General features: G+C 64.3%; 15 protein-coding genes. 4 read left to right on the forward strand and 11 right to left on the reverse strand.

All coding sequences use genetic code 11. The features are described from left to right. Positions 1-3: 3 nt before the first annotated feature. The 4 genes from ACFVTM_RS12410 to ACFVTM_RS12425 all read right to left on the reverse strand — a co-directional run bounded on the left by ACFVTM_RS12410 (position 4) and on the right by ACFVTM_RS12425 (position 4,074). The gene (locus ACFVTM_RS12410) at positions 4-864 is read right to left on the reverse strand and encodes a ketose-bisphosphate aldolase (RefSeq protein WP_390203764.1); all 861 of its coding nucleotides are present in this window, start codon (positions 862-864) and stop codon (positions 4-6) included. A gap of 54 nt (positions 865-918) precedes the next feature. Further along, positions 919-1,761, reverse strand: coding sequence for a carbohydrate ABC transporter permease (locus ACFVTM_RS12415; protein WP_390203765.1), 843 nt, complete (start codon positions 1,759-1,761; stop codon positions 919-921). Position 1,762: 1 nt separating this feature from the next. After that, entirely contained in the window at positions 1,763-2,710 is a 948-nt protein-coding gene (locus ACFVTM_RS12420) for a carbohydrate ABC transporter permease (RefSeq protein WP_390203766.1), read from the reverse strand. A 71-nt stretch (positions 2,711-2,781) separates the two neighbouring features. Beyond that, positions 2,782-4,074 (reverse strand): ABC transporter substrate-binding protein, encoded by a 1,293-nt coding sequence (locus ACFVTM_RS12425; RefSeq protein ID WP_390203767.1) that lies wholly within the window; start codon positions 4,072-4,074, stop codon positions 2,782-2,784. A gap of 225 nt (positions 4,075-4,299) precedes the next feature. Between ACFVTM_RS12425 and ACFVTM_RS12430 the strand changes: the two genes are divergently transcribed. Both ACFVTM_RS12430 and ACFVTM_RS12435 read left to right on the forward strand, forming a co-directional pair. Beyond that, positions 4,300-5,130 (forward strand): DeoR/GlpR family DNA-binding transcription regulator, encoded by an 831-nt coding sequence (locus tag ACFVTM_RS12430; protein ID WP_390203768.1) that lies wholly within the window; start codon positions 4,300-4,302, stop codon positions 5,128-5,130. A gap of 181 nt (positions 5,131-5,311) precedes the next feature. Continuing rightward, on the forward strand, positions 5,312-5,545 hold the full coding sequence (locus ACFVTM_RS12435) for a hypothetical protein (RefSeq protein WP_390203769.1): 234 nt from the start codon (positions 5,312-5,314) through the stop codon (positions 5,543-5,545). Positions 5,546-6,118: 573 nt separating this feature from the next. Here ACFVTM_RS12435 and ACFVTM_RS12440 read toward each other — a convergent pair. The 4 genes from ACFVTM_RS12440 to ACFVTM_RS12455 all read right to left on the reverse strand — a co-directional run bounded on the left by ACFVTM_RS12440 (position 6,119) and on the right by ACFVTM_RS12455 (position 11,491). Continuing rightward, the gene (locus ACFVTM_RS12440; RefSeq protein ID WP_390203771.1) at positions 6,119-7,009 is read right to left on the reverse strand and encodes an NAD(P)-dependent oxidoreductase; all 891 of its coding nucleotides are present in this window, start codon (positions 7,007-7,009) and stop codon (positions 6,119-6,121) included. Between the two features lie 18 nt (positions 7,010-7,027). Then, a complete protein-coding gene (locus ACFVTM_RS12445; protein WP_390203772.1) occupies positions 7,028-8,947 on the reverse strand; it encodes a TRAP transporter large permease subunit in 1,920 nt (639 codons plus the stop codon). Between the two features lie 77 nt (positions 8,948-9,024). After that, positions 9,025-10,056, reverse strand: coding sequence for a DctP family TRAP transporter solute-binding subunit (locus ACFVTM_RS12450; RefSeq protein ID WP_390203774.1), 1,032 nt, complete (start codon positions 10,054-10,056; stop codon positions 9,025-9,027). An 82-nt stretch (positions 10,057-10,138) separates the two neighbouring features. Beyond that, on the reverse strand, positions 10,139-11,491 hold the full coding sequence (locus ACFVTM_RS12455; RefSeq protein ID WP_390203775.1) for an NAD(P)H-dependent oxidoreductase: 1,353 nt from the start codon (positions 11,489-11,491) through the stop codon (positions 10,139-10,141). A 228-nt stretch (positions 11,492-11,719) separates the two neighbouring features. Between ACFVTM_RS12455 and ACFVTM_RS12460 the strand changes: the two genes are divergently transcribed. Together ACFVTM_RS12460 and ACFVTM_RS12465 are read left to right on the forward strand one after the other, a co-directional pair. Further along, positions 11,720-12,760, forward strand: coding sequence for a LacI family DNA-binding transcriptional regulator (locus tag ACFVTM_RS12460; protein WP_390203776.1), 1,041 nt, complete (start codon positions 11,720-11,722; stop codon positions 12,758-12,760). Positions 12,761-12,768: 8 nt separating this feature from the next. Next, positions 12,769-13,080: a putative quinol monooxygenase gene (locus ACFVTM_RS12465; protein WP_390203777.1), complete on the forward strand. Its 312-nt coding sequence runs from the start codon at positions 12,769-12,771 to the stop codon at positions 13,078-13,080. A gap of 138 nt (positions 13,081-13,218) precedes the next feature. Here ACFVTM_RS12465 and ACFVTM_RS12470 read toward each other — a convergent pair whose 3' ends face one another. From ACFVTM_RS12470 to ACFVTM_RS12480, 3 genes are read right to left on the reverse strand one after another with little or no spacing between them, the layout of a single operon-like run. Beyond that, complete coding sequence (locus ACFVTM_RS12470) at positions 13,219-14,973, reverse strand: MBL fold metallo-hydrolase (protein WP_390203778.1); 1,755 nt, start codon at positions 14,971-14,973, stop codon at positions 13,219-13,221. Between the two features lie 47 nt (positions 14,974-15,020). Then, a complete protein-coding gene (locus ACFVTM_RS12475; RefSeq protein ID WP_390203779.1) occupies positions 15,021-15,641 on the reverse strand; it encodes an AAA family ATPase in 621 nt (206 codons plus the stop codon). A 36-nt stretch (positions 15,642-15,677) separates the two neighbouring features. Continuing rightward, positions 15,678-16,973, reverse strand: a complete 1,296-nt coding sequence (locus ACFVTM_RS12480; RefSeq protein WP_390203780.1) for an MFS transporter — start codon at positions 16,971-16,973, stop codon at positions 15,678-15,680. Between the last annotated feature and the right edge of the window lie 17 nt (positions 16,974-16,990).

Below are 16,990 nucleotides of genomic sequence, written 5' to 3' on the forward strand. Positions count from 1 at the left end.
CGCTCAGTACAGCTTTGCTTTGCCCGCGGCATCGAACAGGGCAATCTTGTGCGCCGCGACCACCTTCATGGCGGCGATCGACGGCGGCTGGATGGTGTTGGGCTCGCGAACCCCTGAGTCGGCCAATACTTCACGCATCTTCTGGTGGTAGGCCACCTTGATGTCGCTGGAGATGTTGATCTTGTTGACGCCGAGCTTTACGGATTCGCCGATCTCACTGTCCGGGTTGTTGGAGCCGCCGTGCAGGACGAGTGGGACGTTGACGGCGTCCTTGATCTCGCGGAGCAGGTCCAGCTTCAGCTCCGGCTTCATGTGCGCCGGGTAGATGCCGTGGGAGGTGCCGATCGCGATTGCCAGGCTGTCGACGCCAGTCTCCTCGACGAAGCGGACGGCGTCCGCAGGTTCGGTGTAGATGATGGTCGCGGTGCCGTCCTCGGCCTCGTCGTCGGTTTTGCCGATGGTGCCGAGCTCGCCTTCCACGGAGAGGCCGACGGCGTGGGCGGTTTCCACGATCCTCTTTGTGATCGCCACATTGTCCTCGAAGGGGAGCGTGGAGCCGTCGATCATGACGGAGGTGAAGCCAGCCTGGATGGCGGTCAGGACCTGCTCGTAGGTGGCACCGTGGTCGAGGTGGATCGTGACGGGAACGGTGGAACGGTGTGCCCGGGAAATGATGGCCGGCAGCATGTCGACGCCGATGTGGCTGAGCTCGTCCGGGTGGATGGCGATAATCACGGGCGCCTCCAGCTCTTCGCTGATCTCGAACACGCCGTTCATCATGGCGTAGTCGCTGATGTTGAATGCCGGGACCGCGAAGTTATTGGCGTTTGCCACGTCGAGCATTACTTTTCCATTTACCAACATTGTTTATTCTTCTTTCTTGGTTGACCCACGATGGGCGGCTTGGTTGAGAGCTATCTACTTGACGGCACCGGAGGTCATGCCGCCGATGAAGTAGCGCTGAAAAAACAGGAAGAGGATGAGGATGGGGATGCAGCCGAGGATGCTCATGGCCATCATTTCGTTCCACTCGTAGGAGTTCTGGCCCATGAGGAGCTGGATGCCGATCGGAACGGTCCGCATGTCCGGGGTCTTGGTAAGCGTGAGGGCGAACAGGTACTCGTTCCAGGCGATCATGAACGTGTAGATCCCCACGGAGACGATCCCAGGCACGGACACGGGAACCAGGACGCGCCACAGCGCCACCATGTGGCCGGCGCCGTCGATCTTGACCGCCTCGTCCAGCTCCCTGGGAAGGGTGTTGAAGTAGCCGGTCAGCATGATGATCGCGTACGGAAGCGTGAACACCATGTAGGTCAGGATCAGCCCCTGGTAGGTGTTGAAGAGCTTCAGGAAAACCATGAGCCCGAAGTAGGGCACGAGGAGTGTGATCGGCGGAACCGCCTGGACGCTGATGATGACGACGTTCAGGGTGCTCTTGAAGCGGAACTCGAAACGGCTCAGGGCGTAGGCCGCCATCAGTGCGACGACGAGCGTCAAGGCGGTGACGGTCAAAGACACCACGTAGCTGTTGACGAAGAACCGGACCTTCGTGGGGTCTCCGAATATGGCACCGTAGGCCCCGAAGGAGAAGTTTTCCGTGATGATGCGGGGCGGGAATTCGAAGATCTCGGTATTGGATTTGAAGGAACTCAGCAGCATCCAAAGGACGGGGAACCCGGCAAACACCGCTCCAGCACAGAGCGCCAGGATGACGCCGATCTTGCTGGCCTGTTCACGGCGCTGTCTCGTGGTCATCATGTCAATCACGCGCCTTTTGGTAGCGGACGTAGAAGAAGGCCAGCACCATGGAGAAGATCAGGATGATCACTGCGCTTGCGGCCGCCATGGAGAAGTTGTAATCGCTGAACGCCAGCTTGTAGGTGAAAGTGCTGAGCATTTCCGTGGAGTTGATCGGCCCGCCGCCGGTTGTCATCCAGATGAGGGCGAATTGCTGGCTGGTCCAGATCAGGTCAAGCAGCGCCATGCTGATGATGATGGGGCGCAGCTGCGGAAGGGTGATGTTGACGAACTGCTGCCAGGGGTTGGCCCCGTCCACCCGTGCGGCCTCGTAGAGATCTTTCGGAATGCCCTGCAGCCCGGCCAGGAGACTGACCATGAAGAAGGGGTAGCCTGCCCAGATGTTGATGAACGTGACCGCGAGAAGCGCCGTGTCGCGGGATGCCAGCCACTCGATGGACGTGCTGGAAAGCCCGAGCTCCATGACCAGGAAGTTGATGATGCCGTTGGGGCTCAGCAGGAGCCGCCAGAGGATGGCAATGATCGCCACTGTGAACAGCCAAGGCATCACGTAAATCACGCGGAAGATCGCCTTGGTGAAGGACTTCAGGAACCGGGTGTTCAGCAGCATCGCGAAGATCAAGCCAAGCACCAGGTGAGCGGCCACGCTGACCGTTGTGAAGAAGACGGTGTTGGTGATTGCGGTGTGGAAGACCTCGCTGCCGAGGACTTCGGCGTAGTTGCTGAAGCCGACGAATTTGGGGTTCTTCTTGGTGATGACGTTGTCCATCATCGAGTACCAGATGACCATCGCGATCGGAATGAGCATCAGGACGACAATCAGGAGGACTGTCGGGGAAAGAAACCCGTAGGGCACCAGGTTGATCCTGCGTCTGCGCGCCGACGGTGTTCCGGGGCCGGGACCGGTCCCGGTTCCCTGCACCGTTTGTGTTTCGGTTGTGAGAACCATGTCTTCAGCTTCCTGGGGTCGGGCCGCGCCAGGTTTTCGGTCTGGCGCAGCCCGGGGCCCGGTAGGTTTGGCTAGAACTTCTGCTTCCAGGCGTCCTGGGTCTTGCCCAGCATGTCGTTGACCGGCTGGTCTCCGGAAAGTGTCTTCTGGAACTGTTCGGCGAAGCTGCGCATAAGTTGCTCTGCGACCGGGAGGCCCACGAACTCGTTGGCGGGGTAGCCGCTCTTGTAGACGTCGAACGCGGTCTTGAACAGCTCGTCCTTGCCGGTGAAATCCGGTGTCGCGTTCTTATTGCCGGGGAAGGCGTTGGCCGTGGTGGCCAATTCGCCGTTGACTTTCTCGCTCATGAGGAACTGGATGAGTTTGAAGGCCTCCGCCTTGTGCTGGCTGTTTTCCGCGACGCCGATGCCCCAGGAGGCGTACGGGATGCCGCGTTTGCCGCTGAAGCCGTCGGCCGCGGGAACAGCAGAAATGCTGAACTTAAGGTTGGGGTTCTTTTCCCGGATGGCCGTGATGTGGGCCAGGGAGTCGATCATCATGCCCACACGGCCGTTGGTGAATTCCTCCACCTTGTCCTGTTCCTTCATGGTGAAGGAACCGGGCGCGATCACGCCGGCGTCCCAGAGGCCCTTGACGTAGTCGACGGTGCCCGTGATCTCCGGCGACGTCAGGTCCGGCTTGCCGTCCTTGAGCATGCTCTGCCCGGACGCCCAAGCCCACGACATGACATCATTCTGGACGCCGTTCGGAGCCTCCAGAGAGAGCGGCATGACCCAGCCCTTGGTGTTGCCGCCCAGCGCGCTCACCGCTTTGGCCGCGGCGGCGAACTCCGTCCGGTTGGCGGGGGCCTTGGTGACGCCCGCCTTGGCCAGCAAGTCATCGTTGCTGAACATCGGGTAGACAAAGTTCAGGACGGGGAGCATGTAGGACGTGTCTTCAACCTTGACCTGGCTGGTCAGCTGGTTCTGGTCATAGCCGGCGTCGGACATCAGCTTGCCGAGGTCCGCGATCGCCCCCTGCTTGGCAAAGTCGCTGATCCAGGCACCGTCGAGGCCGACGACATCGGACATGGTGCCGGCGGCTGCCCCGGCCACCACCTGTTCCTTCGTGGAAGCGTAGGGTCCGCTGAGAAGCTTGACCTTGATGCCGGGATTCTGCTGCTCGAACTGGTCCATGAGCTGCCGAAGCGATCCTGCCGGAAGTTCCGGTTCCCACCATTGCGCGAATTCGAGGGTGACCTCGCTGCTTGCCGTTGATCCGCCGCTTCCGGCGTTTGCCCCCGCACACCCGGCGATCAAGGTGACGGCCGCAGCAGCCGCAATTGCGGTTACGACGCCGCGTTTGACTCGAGCATCCTTGCCCATAACTCTCCTATCAAAGAATGCCTATTTACGCCGGTTGTTGCATTTTCCTGCAAACTTGTGCGTATATCTGCACAGTAATCCACGTCACACCCTGCGTCAACAAGTGCTTAGCAAGTGCCGGATTGCTACGTTTCCCACGCTTGATAGCACACTCCTGCGGAGTCAACCCGGAAACTGCCGCGCAGATAATGGCAAGAAAACGCACTTCTGTGCTACATCTGGTACATGCAGAAATCAGTGGGGGACCTGGAACAGAGCCGGCCCCGCCTGCCGGCCGGGCGGAAGTCCGATCTCGCCGCGTTCGTCGGCGCAGAAGGGGAAGTGACGGTCGCGGCGCTCGCCGACCGGTTCAAGGTTTCCTCTGACACGATCCGCCGCGACCTGGATCAGCTCGACGCCGACGGTGTCCTGATACGCACGCATGGCGGCGCCGTCAGCCTCACCGCCCACCCGCGCGCGGACACCGGCGTGGACGTGCGGTCTCGCCTGCAGACCACAGCCAAGGAAAAGATCGGAGCACTCGCGGCCGGGTTGGTCCACGATGACTCCGTGGTCATCTTCAATGCCGGGACCACCGCTCTGTCCGCCGCCCGTCACCTCCACGATCAGCGCGGGCTGACAGTGGTGACCAACAATCTGCGGATACCAGCCGAACTCTCGCCCAACGTGTGCCGTGATCTCTGGGTTGTTGGCGGCGCCGTGCGCCTAAGCGCCCAAGCCACTCTGGGTCCTCTCGCCTTCCGCGCCCCGGGGCAGGTCAACGAAATCAACATCCGCTGCGACCTCGCGATCATCGGTGTGGGTGCCGTCTCGGCAGAGGGCGGGTATTCGACCAGCAACCTGGACGAGGCCGTCATGATGGCCGACATGATGAACCGCGCCACTAAGGTTGCCGTACTCGCCGACTCGTCGAAGTTCGGGCGCAGCCTTTTCGCGCAGATCGCAGACCTCGGCGCGGCCGACTACCTCATCACCGACACGCCGCCCCCGGCCGAGCTGGCGGCCGCCCTTGCCGCACACGACGTCCAGGTCCTGGTGCCGGGCGACGGAGGTTAGCCACACGCCACTGGCGGGGGCTGGCGCTCAGTCCTTTTGCAGGAGGCCTCGCACCAAGACTGGGTAGATCCTTACATCCCCGTAACCCGGTGTTAACCCACCCGTGCGAAACTGGGGGCTTCGGATAAAACTAAGCATCCTTCCCATCCCCTCTGCACAGCAGATCCCGAGGAGTTGCGCCGTGAACAGCCAAGACCAAAGTGTGTCCGGAAGCCCCCACCCAACCAGCCGCGAGGAAGCGCGCCCGGATCAGAGCAGCACGCACGTCACGCATGTCCGCGAAGACGTGGCCATGGCGGGATGGTGCGCCAATGTCCATCTGCCCACCGGGCGCACCTGCACGTTGCCCGTGCGCCATCCCGGCTCGTGCAACTTCGTCGGGCCCGAGGACGCGAAAAACGCCGCACTGCATTAGGCAGCATCGCCCGGGCATCAGCTTCCCCGGATAACAGCGCACCCATCGGGTCGCGGTGGATCCTGGCGCCGTCCGCAGCGCACTCCAAACGCAAGTTTGCGCAAGGATTCCGCCGAACCCCGCCACGTGTGCCGCGCCGCGGCTACGATGATCGGACATTGAGCACCGGATCTGGCTGGGGGAGATCATGTGCCCGGTGAGGATCTCCGGCAGCGCGCCAAAGCGCTTTGGCCGACTCGGTATCCGCCGGAACTGACCGGCTGCCGGAGGCGGTGCCGGCCCGGTTGCAGGTTATTCACACACCACCAAAACAGCCGGACGGATCCCAGATCGCGTCCCTGCGGGCGTCCGACGACGACTGGGCCGCCTACCGCGCGCTCGCGTTGTGGATCTTCCACACGCCTGCAGGGGCGCTGCCCGATTTCCCGCCCAGCGTCCCGGCGAGTGGGCAGTTCGCGGCAGTGTTTTTTCACTAACATTGCCGCGAAATGCCATTTCGGGTGTTCCCTCTAAGATGGGCGCCAATGGGCGGATGGGCACGTCGCGGTGGGCGGAGCCTGGGCGGCTGCCGGGTCAGCCGCGGATGCCGAGGTAAATGCCCGTGTGGTCCAGGTCGCCGTGCCCCGCCGAAACCATCTTCTGGAACGCCGTCAGGAGGCTGCCGGCCACGGGCAGCGTCAGGCCGGCGCAGGCTGCGACCTCCGCGATGAATCTGAGGTCTTTGAGCTGGTTCTTGGCAGATCCGCCGCCCTCGAAGTCGGCGTCAACCCAGCGCTGTCCCTTCTGCCGGAGCACTTCCGAATTGGCAAGCCCGCCCGCGAGGATCGACTGGACTTGTTCCAGGTCCAGCCCGGAGGCCGCGGCGAGCGCCATGGCCTCCGACAGGGCGGTGACGGTGGCCGCCACCACGATCTGGTTGCAGGCCTTCACCGTCGACCCCGCGCCGGCGCCACCGAACCAGGCGACCGTGGAACTGTACAGCCGGAAGAGCGGTTCGAGCTGTTCCACCACGTGGCGGGGGCCGCCCACCATGGTGCTCAGCCGGCCTTCTTCGGCACCGATTGTGCCACCGCTCAGCGGCGCGTCGATGACTGTCACCCCGTGGTCCCGCTGGCACTCGGCGGCAAAGGCCGCGACGGCGACGGGCGACACCGTACCGTGAACCACCAGCACGGGATGGCCAATCCCGGCGGCTTTCCATCCCGCCAGCAGCCCGTCCTCTCCGGGAAGCAGGGCCGCAACCTGGGGCAGGTCCGGCAGCACGGTCAGCACCACCGCGCGGGCGGCACCGGCCGGGGAGGCCAAGACGGTGCCGCCGCCAACCGCGTGGGCCTTTTCCGCCGTGCGGTTCCACAGCGTCAGCGGCACTCCCCCGGCGATGATGTTGCGGGCGATCGGGGCGCCCATGGGACCGGTCCCCAGCAAGGCCACGGACGCGGGCAGTCCGGCCGATGAAATGTCCATGGTTCACTGTCTCCTGGGTTAGAAGGGGATGAGTCCGGCGAGTGCCGGGAGGAACGTGCTGAACCAGGGAACCGCGGCCAGGACGAGGAGTCCGATGAATACTGCCACCAGGTACGGCCAGAAGTGCTTCAGGCTGTTTTCCACGGTTTCGCGGGCGGTGGCGCAGGCGACGTAGAAGCCGACGCCAGCCGGCGGCGCGAAGGACCCGATGCCCATGGAGATGATGAGCACCATGGCGTACTGCACCGGGTTGACGCCGAAGTCGGTGGCGATCGGCAGCAGGAGCGGGGCGAAGATGAGCACCGCGGGCAGGCCCTCGAGCAGCTGGCCCATGATGATCAGCAGGATCACGGTAAAGAGCATGAACAGGATCGGGGAGTCTCCGAGTCCGGACATGAGGTCGTGGATCTGCTGCGAAACGCCGGCGAGGGCGAGGGTCTGGGCCAGGGGCGAGGCTGCGGCGATGATGAAGAGCACCATGCCCGCCGTCGTCGTGGTTTCGCGCAGGGTGTCCCCGAGGAGTTTCTTGCTGCCCCGCCGGTAGGCGGCGGCCAGCACGAATGCGTAGGCCACAGCGACCGAGGAGACCTCGGTTGGGGTCGCGAAGCCGCTCATGATGCCCACCACCATGCCCACGGGCAGGAGGAGGGTTGGCAGGGCGAAGAAGGTTGCTGAACCGCGTGTCCGCCAGGTGGCCTTGGGGCTGGCGACGCCGCCCTGTTTGCGGGCCCGCAGGAACACCAGTGCCATGACGACGAGCGCGAGGAACGCCGCGGGAACGAAGCCGGCCAGGAACAGGGTGGTGGTGGAGATGGTGGTGATGGAGCCGAGGATCAGCAGCACGATGCTGGGCGGGATGGTTTCACCCATGATGGCCGAGGCCGACAGGACGGCGACCACCTCGCCGCGCGGGTATTTGCGCTCTTCGAGCATGCCGCGCATGGTGGTGCCGACGGCCGCGACGTCGGCGACTTTGGAGCCGGAGATGCCGGAGAAGATGTACATGGTGACCACGACCACCTGCAGCAAGCCGCCGCGGAGGTGGCCGATGAGGGCGTCGACGAGCTTGGCCAGGGGCAGGGTGAGGCCGGCGGAGTTCATGACCGTGCCGGCGAGGATGAAGAACGGGATGGCCAGGAGCACGAATCCCTTGGCCCCGGAGGCCATGCCGATCGGGATGGCGCTGACGTCGGAAATGCCGCCCAGGTAGAGGTAGATCCCCGAGGCCAAGGCCAGGACGAAGGCGATCGGGAGGCCAAGGAAGAGCAGCAGGAACAGCACCGCGAGCACCACGCCCAGGAGGACGTTAGGGGACGCGTAGTAGAACAGGGGCGGGGCCAGCACGACGACGGCGACCATCGCCGCGGCGATGCCGGCGGCAGCCAGGACGGGGCGGCGTTCCTGCCGCCGGAGTTTGACGAGGGCGAACCATGCGATGAGCACCATGCCGATGGAGAAGGGCATCGAGACCCAAAACACGGGCAGTTGCAGGATGGGTGTCTTTTCTTCGATCTGCTGGGCCAGGGTCGGCACGAAGAGAGCGAACGCGCCTGCGCTCATGACAAAGACGAGCCAGTCGACCAGGGCGGCCAGGTAGGGCTTCCATGTTGCGGGCAGGCGCATGATGAGGGCCTGTACCGACATGTGCGCACCCTTGGGGTAGGCGATGGCTCCGCCGATGAAGGCGATGGTCAGGAGCGCGATTTCTGACACTTCTTGGGTCCAGAGCACTGAATCACCGGTGATGACCCTGACCGCGATGTTCAGCAGGATGACGACGAGCTCGGCAAGGATCGCCGCGCCCACGGTCCATTCGAGGACCTTGTCGAGCCAGACGGCGCCGCTCCAGCCTGGCGGGACGTGACCGTGGTGCAGGATTTCTTCCGCGTCGGACGGAATGACCTCCTCGAGTTCCTCGGAGGCGAGCGTGTGTTTCATGTTCTTCCAGACTGTCGACGTTGAGAGCGGGATGTATTGGGGCCGGGGCACCGCTGGCGCCCCGGCCCCCTGCGGGGCTACTTGGAGGCCGTGAAGGCGATGGCCTCGTCGAAGAACTCCTTGCCAATCAGCTGGGAGAACTGCGGGTAGAGGCTCTTGGACGTGGCCTTGAATTCCTCCAGGCCGGCGGCGCTGAGCTCGTTGACCGTCATGCCCTTGGCTGTGAGTTCATCCAGCTGCTTCTTGGACTGCTCTTCGTCGTAGCCGGTTTTGAACGTCGCTGTTTCGGCCGAGGCGTCAGTGAGGGCCTTCTTCTGGGCCTCGGAAAGTCCGTCCCACTTCTTCGATGACAGGGCCAGGACCCAAGCGTCGTTGATGTGGTTGGTCAGTGACACATACTTCTGGACCTCGGAGAACTTATTGGTCCACGGCACCTCGATCGGGTTTTCCTGGCCGTTGATAGTTCCGGTCTGCAGGCCCGTGAAGACCTCGGAGAAGGCCATGGTGGTGGGGCTTGCTCCCAGCTTCCCGAAGAAGTCGGTCCAGAGCGGGTTGCCGGGGACACGGATTTTCAGGCCCTTGAGGTCCGCAGGCTTCTCGATGGGGCGCACCGAGTTGGTGATCTCACGGCCGGTCCGGGTGAGGAAGGACAACGCCACGGTGTCTTTGGCTGCGAGCTTTTCCTTCAGCACCTGACCCGGCTTTCCTGCCAGGAACGCAGCTTCCTCGGTTGTGTCCTTGAACAGGTAGGGGATGCTGATGCCGTTCATTTCCGGTACCACGGAGGCGTACACGGAGGTCGAGAGGATGAGGGCATCGAGCGAGCCGCCCTGCAGGCGGGTGACGGCGGCGTTCTGGTCCCCGCTGAAGCTCGTGCCGTTCGGAACCACCGTGACGACGACCGACCCGTTGGAGGTCTTCTTGACCTCGTCGGCGAAGTGCTGGGCGGAAACGCCGACGGACGATGTGAGCGGGTCCGGGATGGACAGCTGGATTTTTGCCGGTGCGCCTCCGGCCGAGCCGGGGGCTCCGGAGGCGCAGCCGGCGAGGAGCGTGGCCGCCAGGGTGCAGGCCAGCACTCCGGTGAGGGCGCGGGTCTTGGATTTCATGTGGTGCCTTTCTTCATTGGAAGGAGTCTGGTTCCGGAGGCGTGAAGTTCATGGCCGCGCCCGGATGAGTGTGCGGGGAGCGTCAGGCGCTGAGGGCGGGTTCCGTCACGAGTGCTTCGGTTTCGCGGCGCAGTTCAAGAGCCTGGGCCAGGGAGTCGTCAATAATGACGTCGTCCCAGCCGACGATCTCGCCCTTGGCGACGTCGTTGCGCAGTTCGACGTGGTGGGCCAGCGCCACCGGGAGGGCCCCGGTTGCGACGGAGTGCCTGGCCGAAACGAGCTTGCCCCAGACCGTGTATCCGCCTTCGCCGTCGAGGAATTCACCGGCTTTGAGGTCCTTCTTGGCTGTCGCGACGACGTCGCCGAAGAACCCGATCGGTGAACCCGTGGAGATCCCCCGAAGTACGGCGTTGGCGATGGACATGTTCAGCTCCAGGCCCACGTAGTGGTACGGGCGGTACAGTGCGGCGTACTGGCCGGTGGGGTCCGGGTGCCACGGGTACTCGTTGAAGCAGCCGGACACGTAGTCGTTCGTGGCCTTGACGACGACGAACACGCCTTCCTGGGTGTTGTGGGGGATCCAGGTGCCGTCGCGGTTGACGCTGGACATGACGTCGACGCTGCCTTCGTGGGCGAGGGCTCCCCCGACGTCGGCGGGGCGGCAGATCGTGGCGATTTCTTCGACGTTGCCGGGCGTGAAGCTCAGGCCGTTGTCCGAGGGCACCAGGCCGGCGCCGTTGGCGACGGCGGCCATCTCGATGGAAGCCTTGGTTCCGTCACGGAATGAGGTGTGCATGTTGGGGTTCAGCTGCCCGGAGTCGGTGAGTTCCTTGGAGAACTCCCAGTTCTCCCAGACGTTGTCCGGGTTCATCTCGTGATAGTGCTCGAGATACTTGGCGCCCTTGCCGGCGCAGACGACGTCGAAACCACTGGTGCGTGCCCAGTCCACGAGTTCCATGATGAGGGCCGGCTGGTCGCCATAAGCCATCGAGTAGACAACACCGGCGGCTTCCGCACGCTTGGCTAGGGCGGGACCTGCCAGGGCGTCGGCCTCAACGGTGACCATGATGATGTGCTTCTTCGTTTCGATGGCGCGCAGTGCATGCTTCACACCCACGATGGGGTTGCCCGTCGCTTCCACGATGACGTCGATGTCGACGTCGAAGAGCTCGTCCGCGTTGGCCACGATCGTCGTGGAGCGGTCCCGGAGTGCGGTAGCGATGTCCGGCGCGATCTGGTCTTTGGGCCACCCGACGAGATCGAAGGCGCCTTCTGCGCGCTTGACGTTGATGTCTGCGATGGCTACGACGTGGACGCCCGGGATGTTGTTCGCCTGCGCCAGGTACATGGTGCCATAACGGCCGGCACCAATCAGGCCAACCCTGATGGGACGGCCTTCCTGCTCGCGGTCGCTGAGGAGTTTGTGAAGATTCATGGGGATCTCTCTGGTTGACGTTCGCATCGGACCCCCGCCTGAAGGCGGAGCAACGTCGTCGTCGCGAATGGAGTTTAGGACCGGAGTGGAACCGGTTCCACATTTGTACCAGTCCGTGTTAGTCTGTGTCAACAGTCACAATCGAACGCAGTTGAACGGGCAAGGATCGCAGGGCGGATGGACAGCCCGCGGTCATCGGCCGCCGATAGCGGACCTCAAGGAGGAGCATTGAAGAAGGCCCCAACCATTCGCGATGTCGCGGCGGCTGCGGGAGTCTCGGTCTCTGTCGTGTCCCGGGTCCTGAACCCGGACTCCGGACCCGTTGCGCCGGCAAAACGGCAAGAAGTTCTCAGGGTCATCGACGAACTCGGCTACCGTCCCCGGGCGGCCGCCCGCGAGCTCAGCGCGGGCCATGCCCTCACCATCGGACTCGTGGTCACGGACCTCTCCAACCCGTTCTTCGCGCGGCTAGCTGACCGCATCGTGTGGGAGGCCCGCAGCCACGGCGTGCAGGTTGTCCTGATGACCACCCAGGAGGATCCGCATCTGGAAGCGGAATCGCTGGATACGCTGTTGGACCGGTCCGTGAGCGGGGTCATAGCTACCCCCACGGGCGGGAACGTTGAGAAATGGGCCCGCCTGCAGGACCTCGGCGTGAATGTGGTCTTCGTTGACCGCACCATCGAGGAACTCGGCGAGGCCGACGTCGTCAGCATTGAAAACTATGACTCCGCCCAGCGCTCCACGGAGTACCTGATCGGCCTCGGCCACACCAGGATCGCCCTTATTACCGGGCCCCGGAGCACCTCAACGGGCGCGGCCAGGATCAGCGGCTACACCGCGGCGCACGTCAGCGCGTCCCTTCCGGTTGACCCCCTACTCATCCGCGATGTGCCGTTCCGCGGGGACGCCGGCGGCGATGCCGTCGGCTCCCTGCTTGCCATGCCGCAGCCGCCCACGGCCCTCATCGTGGGCAACACCGCCCAGGTGCAGAGCTCGGTCCGGCGGCTTGTCCAGAAGGGGGTCCGGATTCCGGATGATCTCTCGGTGATCGTCTTCGATGACAATCCGTGGACAGAACTGATGTCCCCGCCGCTGAGCGTGATCCGCCAGCCGCTGGACATGCTGGCCGTCCATGCCCTTGAACTCGTGCTCGGCCGGATGCAGGGCAAGTTCCCCGAAGGCCCGCGGCTCATCGAGGTCAAGGCCGATTTCCTGCCCCGCAACAGCTGCGCCCCGCTCACCCTCGCCAACCTCCCTACCCACTAAGGAAAACCATGCCCGTCGTCGTCACCGCCATGTTCACCCCCAAAGAGGGATCCTTCGACGAGGTCGTCGCGGCCCTCTCCCCGGCCATTGCCGAGGTCCACGAGGAACCCGGCTGCCTCCTCTACGCCATCCATGAGACTCCCGAGGGCCAGATCCTCATGATCGAGAAGTGGGAATCCGCCGAACTGCTCGACGCCCACGGCGCAGGCGAACCGGTCAAACGGCTCAACGCCTCCCTCGACGGGCTGCTCCAGAGCCCGGTCGAAGTGGCCCGCCACGAGCCGATCCCCGCCGGGACCCCGGACCAGGGCGCGCTTTAGGAACCGTCACCCGCCGCAGGATCCGCCGAGAGGGCACTTCGTGGCAGTGTTTTTCACAAACATTGCCACGGAGTGCCCTCTCGCGTGGGCGCGTGGGTTGGGGCGAACCCATGGCGGCCTCCGGTGAAATGTTGCCCGTCAGGCCTCGTCTAGGCAGAGGATGAAGCCGGGGAACACGTGCCGGCCCGGGCGTCCGCCCGCCTCGTCGGCGGCCCGGCGGATCTCCCGGAGTTGGTCCACTGTCATCTGCAGTGGGGGCTCTTCGGGCTGGTAGGTGGTGAAGATCGGATAGTCGACGCCGGGATCCCGCGACATTTCGATGTGGCAGCCCAGGACGTGGGTGACGGGGTGCGTGCCGCTGAACCGGATCAGCCGGTCGATGGTGCGGACAAACGCGGGCCAGTCGTGGATGTACAGGCGGCCCGGGTAGACCGTGTCTCCTGTGAGCAGGAACCCTGTGTGGGGATCGTAGAACGTGACCGCCGCGTTGTGGTGCCCCGGGCTGGGCCAGCATTCCAGGACGCGTCCGCCCAGATCCACGTGCGCCGTTTGAACGGCGTCGTCGATGTCCCCAGATCCGTCGCCGAACCCAAAGAATTCCCATGCGCTCTCCCGACCCGCGTCCACCAGAACGGTGTCGGGCCGGCCGGCGAACTGGGCGTCCCCGGCAACATGGTCGCCGTGCGGATGCGTGTGGAGGACCAGGAGCCGGTATTCGTCGCGGGGATGCGCGGCGAGCCACGTGTCCACCAGGCCGTCGACAACGCGGCGCAGGGGGAAGAAGTCCGCGGATGCGGTGGCGCCGGTGTCGATGAGCACGGCCCGGTCGTTGCCGAACAGCAGGAACATGAACGGCGCCTCGTAGTTGACGGCCATGTTCTGGCGCAGGATGAACGTGTGCTCGTCGCAGGCGTGGACCTGGATGTCCGGGTCCGTGTTGTGTTTCGCGGACTCTGATCCGTGGATCCACGCCACGTCCAGATCGGCGGAACTGCGGCCGGCCGCGGTGAAGTCGATCAGCTCCGGGGGCGAGTCCATGCGTTCTCCTGTGTGCGTCGGCATCAGTGGCGGTGCGGCGGACGTGGGGTTCCGCAAATGACGCACCAACACTCCATGATGACGGTCCCGACTGCGCCAATGCGCGCCACACGCCGCGCCCGGCTTAGACCGGTCGGCGTCCGGTTCCGGAACGGCGGCCTTCAACCTCCGCGTCAGCAGGATGGCGGCCAGGGTCACGACGGCGAGCCCTGCGCTGGCCGCAAATATTCCCTGGTATCCGAGTGCGGTCATCGATCCGAAGGCGATGATGGGTCCGGACACAATCGCGCCGACGCGCCGGGTGTTCACAAAGAGGCCAGAGGCCAGCCCCGGACGGGGAATGATCTGCTGAAACAGGGTCAGGCCGATCCCGGCGACGATCGCAAAGAACCACGCATTGAGGATCTGGAGGGCGATCAGGCCGACGGGGTCCGCGACGAAGGCCATGGCGGCGTAATACGCAATCCCGGCAAGACAGCCTGAGGTGATCAGAGTGTGGCTGGAGAACCGGGCACTCAGCCGGCCAGTCACGAAGAGCCCCATGATCGACACCGCAGCACTGTTGCTTGCCTGCAGGGCAATGAACGCGAGGACGACGGCGGCGACGCCCGCCCGGGACAGCGCCGGACCGTCGTCGTCCTGGCCGGTCGCGGTTGCCGGTCCGCTGTCCGCCTGCGGCTTCCGGCGGATCATGGCGGCTGTGGTGCCAATGTTGAGTACGGCCACGGCCGCGAGCGCCAGCAGGATCGCCCGCGGCCGTGCTGGCCCGGGAGTGACTGCCAGTACCCCTGTCGAGCGGCCTCGCCAGGCAAAAACCCCATCGATTGCTCCGCAGACGCCCTTTTGAGGAGTCATAACGGCACTTATGGAGCAATGGATGGGGTTTTCCCGTTTCACTACGGTCAGCTGACGCCCTGACCTTGCACGGGCAGGCTCCGGGCCTCGTCCGCCGCCAGGGCCGCGGCGAACACGGTGACGTCGGCGGCCGCGGCGCTGTTGTCGAACTCCAGGTGACGGGCACCGGACCAGTGGCAGGAATTGGCCTGGGCGCCGGACCAGAACGTTTCCCAGTTCGCCAGTTTCCATTCGTCCCGCGGGTAGCCGCGTGCAATCAGTCGCGCCCGGAGCGCCTCGCCGGCCAGCTTAACGTGCACCACCACCAGTTCCGCCTCGGGCCAATCGTGGCGAACCCGGATCTTGGCGAGGTAGTCCTCATCCGGGAAGTATTTCCCGAACGGCGCGTCCAGGACCACGGAGTTCCCGGCCATCAGGTTGTCGCGGGTGAGGTCCAGGATGGACGCGTACTCCAGCGGCATGATGGTGGTTTGGTAGAACTCGTTGTTGTCCCGCTCATTCGGGTCCGAGTTGTTGAGCTTGAGCAGCAGCTCGGTGAACCGGATGGTGGCCGTGTCCTTGTCGATGTACGCGGCCCCGAACTGCCGGGCGATGAGCCGGCTGACGCTGGATTTCCCGGAGCCGGCCGGCCCGATCACAAAGAACACTCTGGGGAGGATGGTAGTCAAGTGCCTGTTCTTCCTTGAACTTCGCTCGGGTAGGGGTCAGGCCCGGGCAGCCGGGCGGCGGTCCTTGACGAAGATGCCGTAGGACAGGGCGCCGACAATCAGCAGCAGGCCGCCAATCACGAACACCAGCGTGTAGTTGCCGCCGGTTTCGGTCAGGATGTAACCCGTGACGATCGGTGCCACGGCGGCGCCGAGGAACCCGCCGAAGTTCTGGATGGCGCCCAGGGATGCCACCTGGTTGGAATCCGCGATGTCCGAGGCCAGGGTCCACAGCACGCCGATCGGCACCTGGGCCGCGAAATAGCCGACGGAAAGCAGCACGATCGCCAGGGCAGTGTTCTCCACGTAGGCCACCGGGAGGACCGCGGCGGCGGCGAGCAGGGCGCCGCCCACGATCGGGATCTTGCGTGAGGTGATGGTGGGAACGCCGCGCTTGATCAGCTTGCCGGAGAGAATGCCGCCGGTGAGGACGCCGATGATGCCGCAGAGGAACGGCAGTCCGGCGAGCCAGCCGATCTGGCTCAGGCTGAAGCCGCGGGCGGTCTGCAGGTAGCTCGGAAGCCAGGTGAGGTACACCCAGACGGTGTAGAAGATGCCGAAGGCGCCAAGGACCATGAACCAGGTGTTCTGCTTCTTGAGCAGTTCGCCCCAGCCGGCCTGCTTTTCCTTGGGCAGCTGCTGTTCCTCGAACTCGTCACCCTTGATGATGAACTGTTCCTTCAGGGTGGGGTCACGGTAGATCCGGAGCCAGACGAGGGCAATCACAATGCCCAGGGCGCCGATCACGAGGAACATGCCCCGCCAGCTCATGGTCAGCATCAGGAACGTCAGCAGAGGCGGGGCGATCGCGTTGGCGAGCTGGGAGCCGGTGTTAATGATGGAGACCGGAAGTGCACGTTCGGATTTGTTAAACCACTTGTCGGCCACTTTGAGCCCGGAGGTGAAAAACGGGGACTCGGCGATGCCGAGTGCCACGCGGGCGGCGTAGAGGAAACCGAAGGAGTTGGCGAGCGACGAGAGCATCGAGATGATGGACCACAGTCCCGCGGCCCACGCGAACATCCGCTTCGGGCCGAACCTGTCCACGAGGTAGCCGGCGGGCAAGTTCGCGATGGCGTACGGCCAGGAAAATGCGGACAGCAGCAGGCCCATTTGCAGGGCATTCAGGCCGAACTCCTTAGCGATCGTGGTGTTGGCGATGCTCAGGTTGTTGCGGTCCAGGTAGTTGATGATGCCGCCGATCACGAGCAGCGCGACCAGGTACCACCTGATCCGCACGCTCTTCGCGGGCTTCACCTCGGATGTTGCGATTTCTGCGGAAGCGTGGCTCATGCAGCTCACTCCTTTGT

Origin of the sequence: Arthrobacter sp. NPDC058130 (assembly GCF_042884475.1) — a bacterium.
GTDB lineage: Bacteria > Actinomycetota > Actinomycetes > Actinomycetales > Micrococcaceae > Arthrobacter.

What these genes read in the sequence shown, in the direction of transcription:
- ACFVTM_RS12410 (WP_390203764.1), bottom strand. Translation starts at nt 864, where the DNA reads ATGTTGGTAAATGGAAAAGTAATGCTCGACGTGGCAAACGCCAATAAC.
- ACFVTM_RS12415 (WP_390203765.1), bottom strand. Translation starts at nt 1,761, where the DNA reads ATGATGACCACGAGACAGCGCCGTGAACAGGCCAGCAAGATCGGCGTC.
- ACFVTM_RS12420 (WP_390203766.1), bottom strand. Translation starts at nt 2,710, where the DNA reads ATGGTTCTCACAACCGAAACACAAACGGTGCAGGGAACCGGGACCGGT.
- ACFVTM_RS12425 (WP_390203767.1), bottom strand. Translation starts at nt 4,074, where the DNA reads ATGGGCAAGGATGCTCGAGTCAAACGCGGCGTCGTAACCGCAATTGCG.
- ACFVTM_RS12430 (WP_390203768.1), top strand. Translation starts at nt 4,300, where the DNA reads ATGCAGAAATCAGTGGGGGACCTGGAACAGAGCCGGCCCCGCCTGCCG.
- ACFVTM_RS12440 (WP_390203771.1), bottom strand. Translation starts at nt 7,009, where the DNA reads ATGGACATTTCATCGGCCGGACTGCCCGCGTCCGTGGCCTTGCTGGGG.
- ACFVTM_RS12445 (WP_390203772.1), bottom strand. Translation starts at nt 8,947, where the DNA reads ATGAAACACACGCTCGCCTCCGAGGAACTCGAGGAGGTCATTCCGTCC.
- ACFVTM_RS12450 (WP_390203774.1), bottom strand. Translation starts at nt 10,056, where the DNA reads ATGAAATCCAAGACCCGCGCCCTCACCGGAGTGCTGGCCTGCACCCTG.
- ACFVTM_RS12455 (WP_390203775.1), bottom strand. Translation starts at nt 11,491, where the DNA reads ATGAATCTTCACAAACTCCTCAGCGACCGCGAGCAGGAAGGCCGTCCC.
- ACFVTM_RS12465 (WP_390203777.1), top strand. Translation starts at nt 12,769, where the DNA reads ATGCCCGTCGTCGTCACCGCCATGTTCACCCCCAAAGAGGGATCCTTC.
- ACFVTM_RS12470 (WP_390203778.1), bottom strand. Translation starts at nt 14,973, where the DNA reads ATGACTCCTCAAAAGGGCGTCTGCGGAGCAATCGATGGGGTTTTTGCC.
- ACFVTM_RS12480 (WP_390203780.1), bottom strand. Translation starts at nt 16,973, where the DNA reads ATGAGCCACGCTTCCGCAGAAATCGCAACATCCGAGGTGAAGCCCGCG.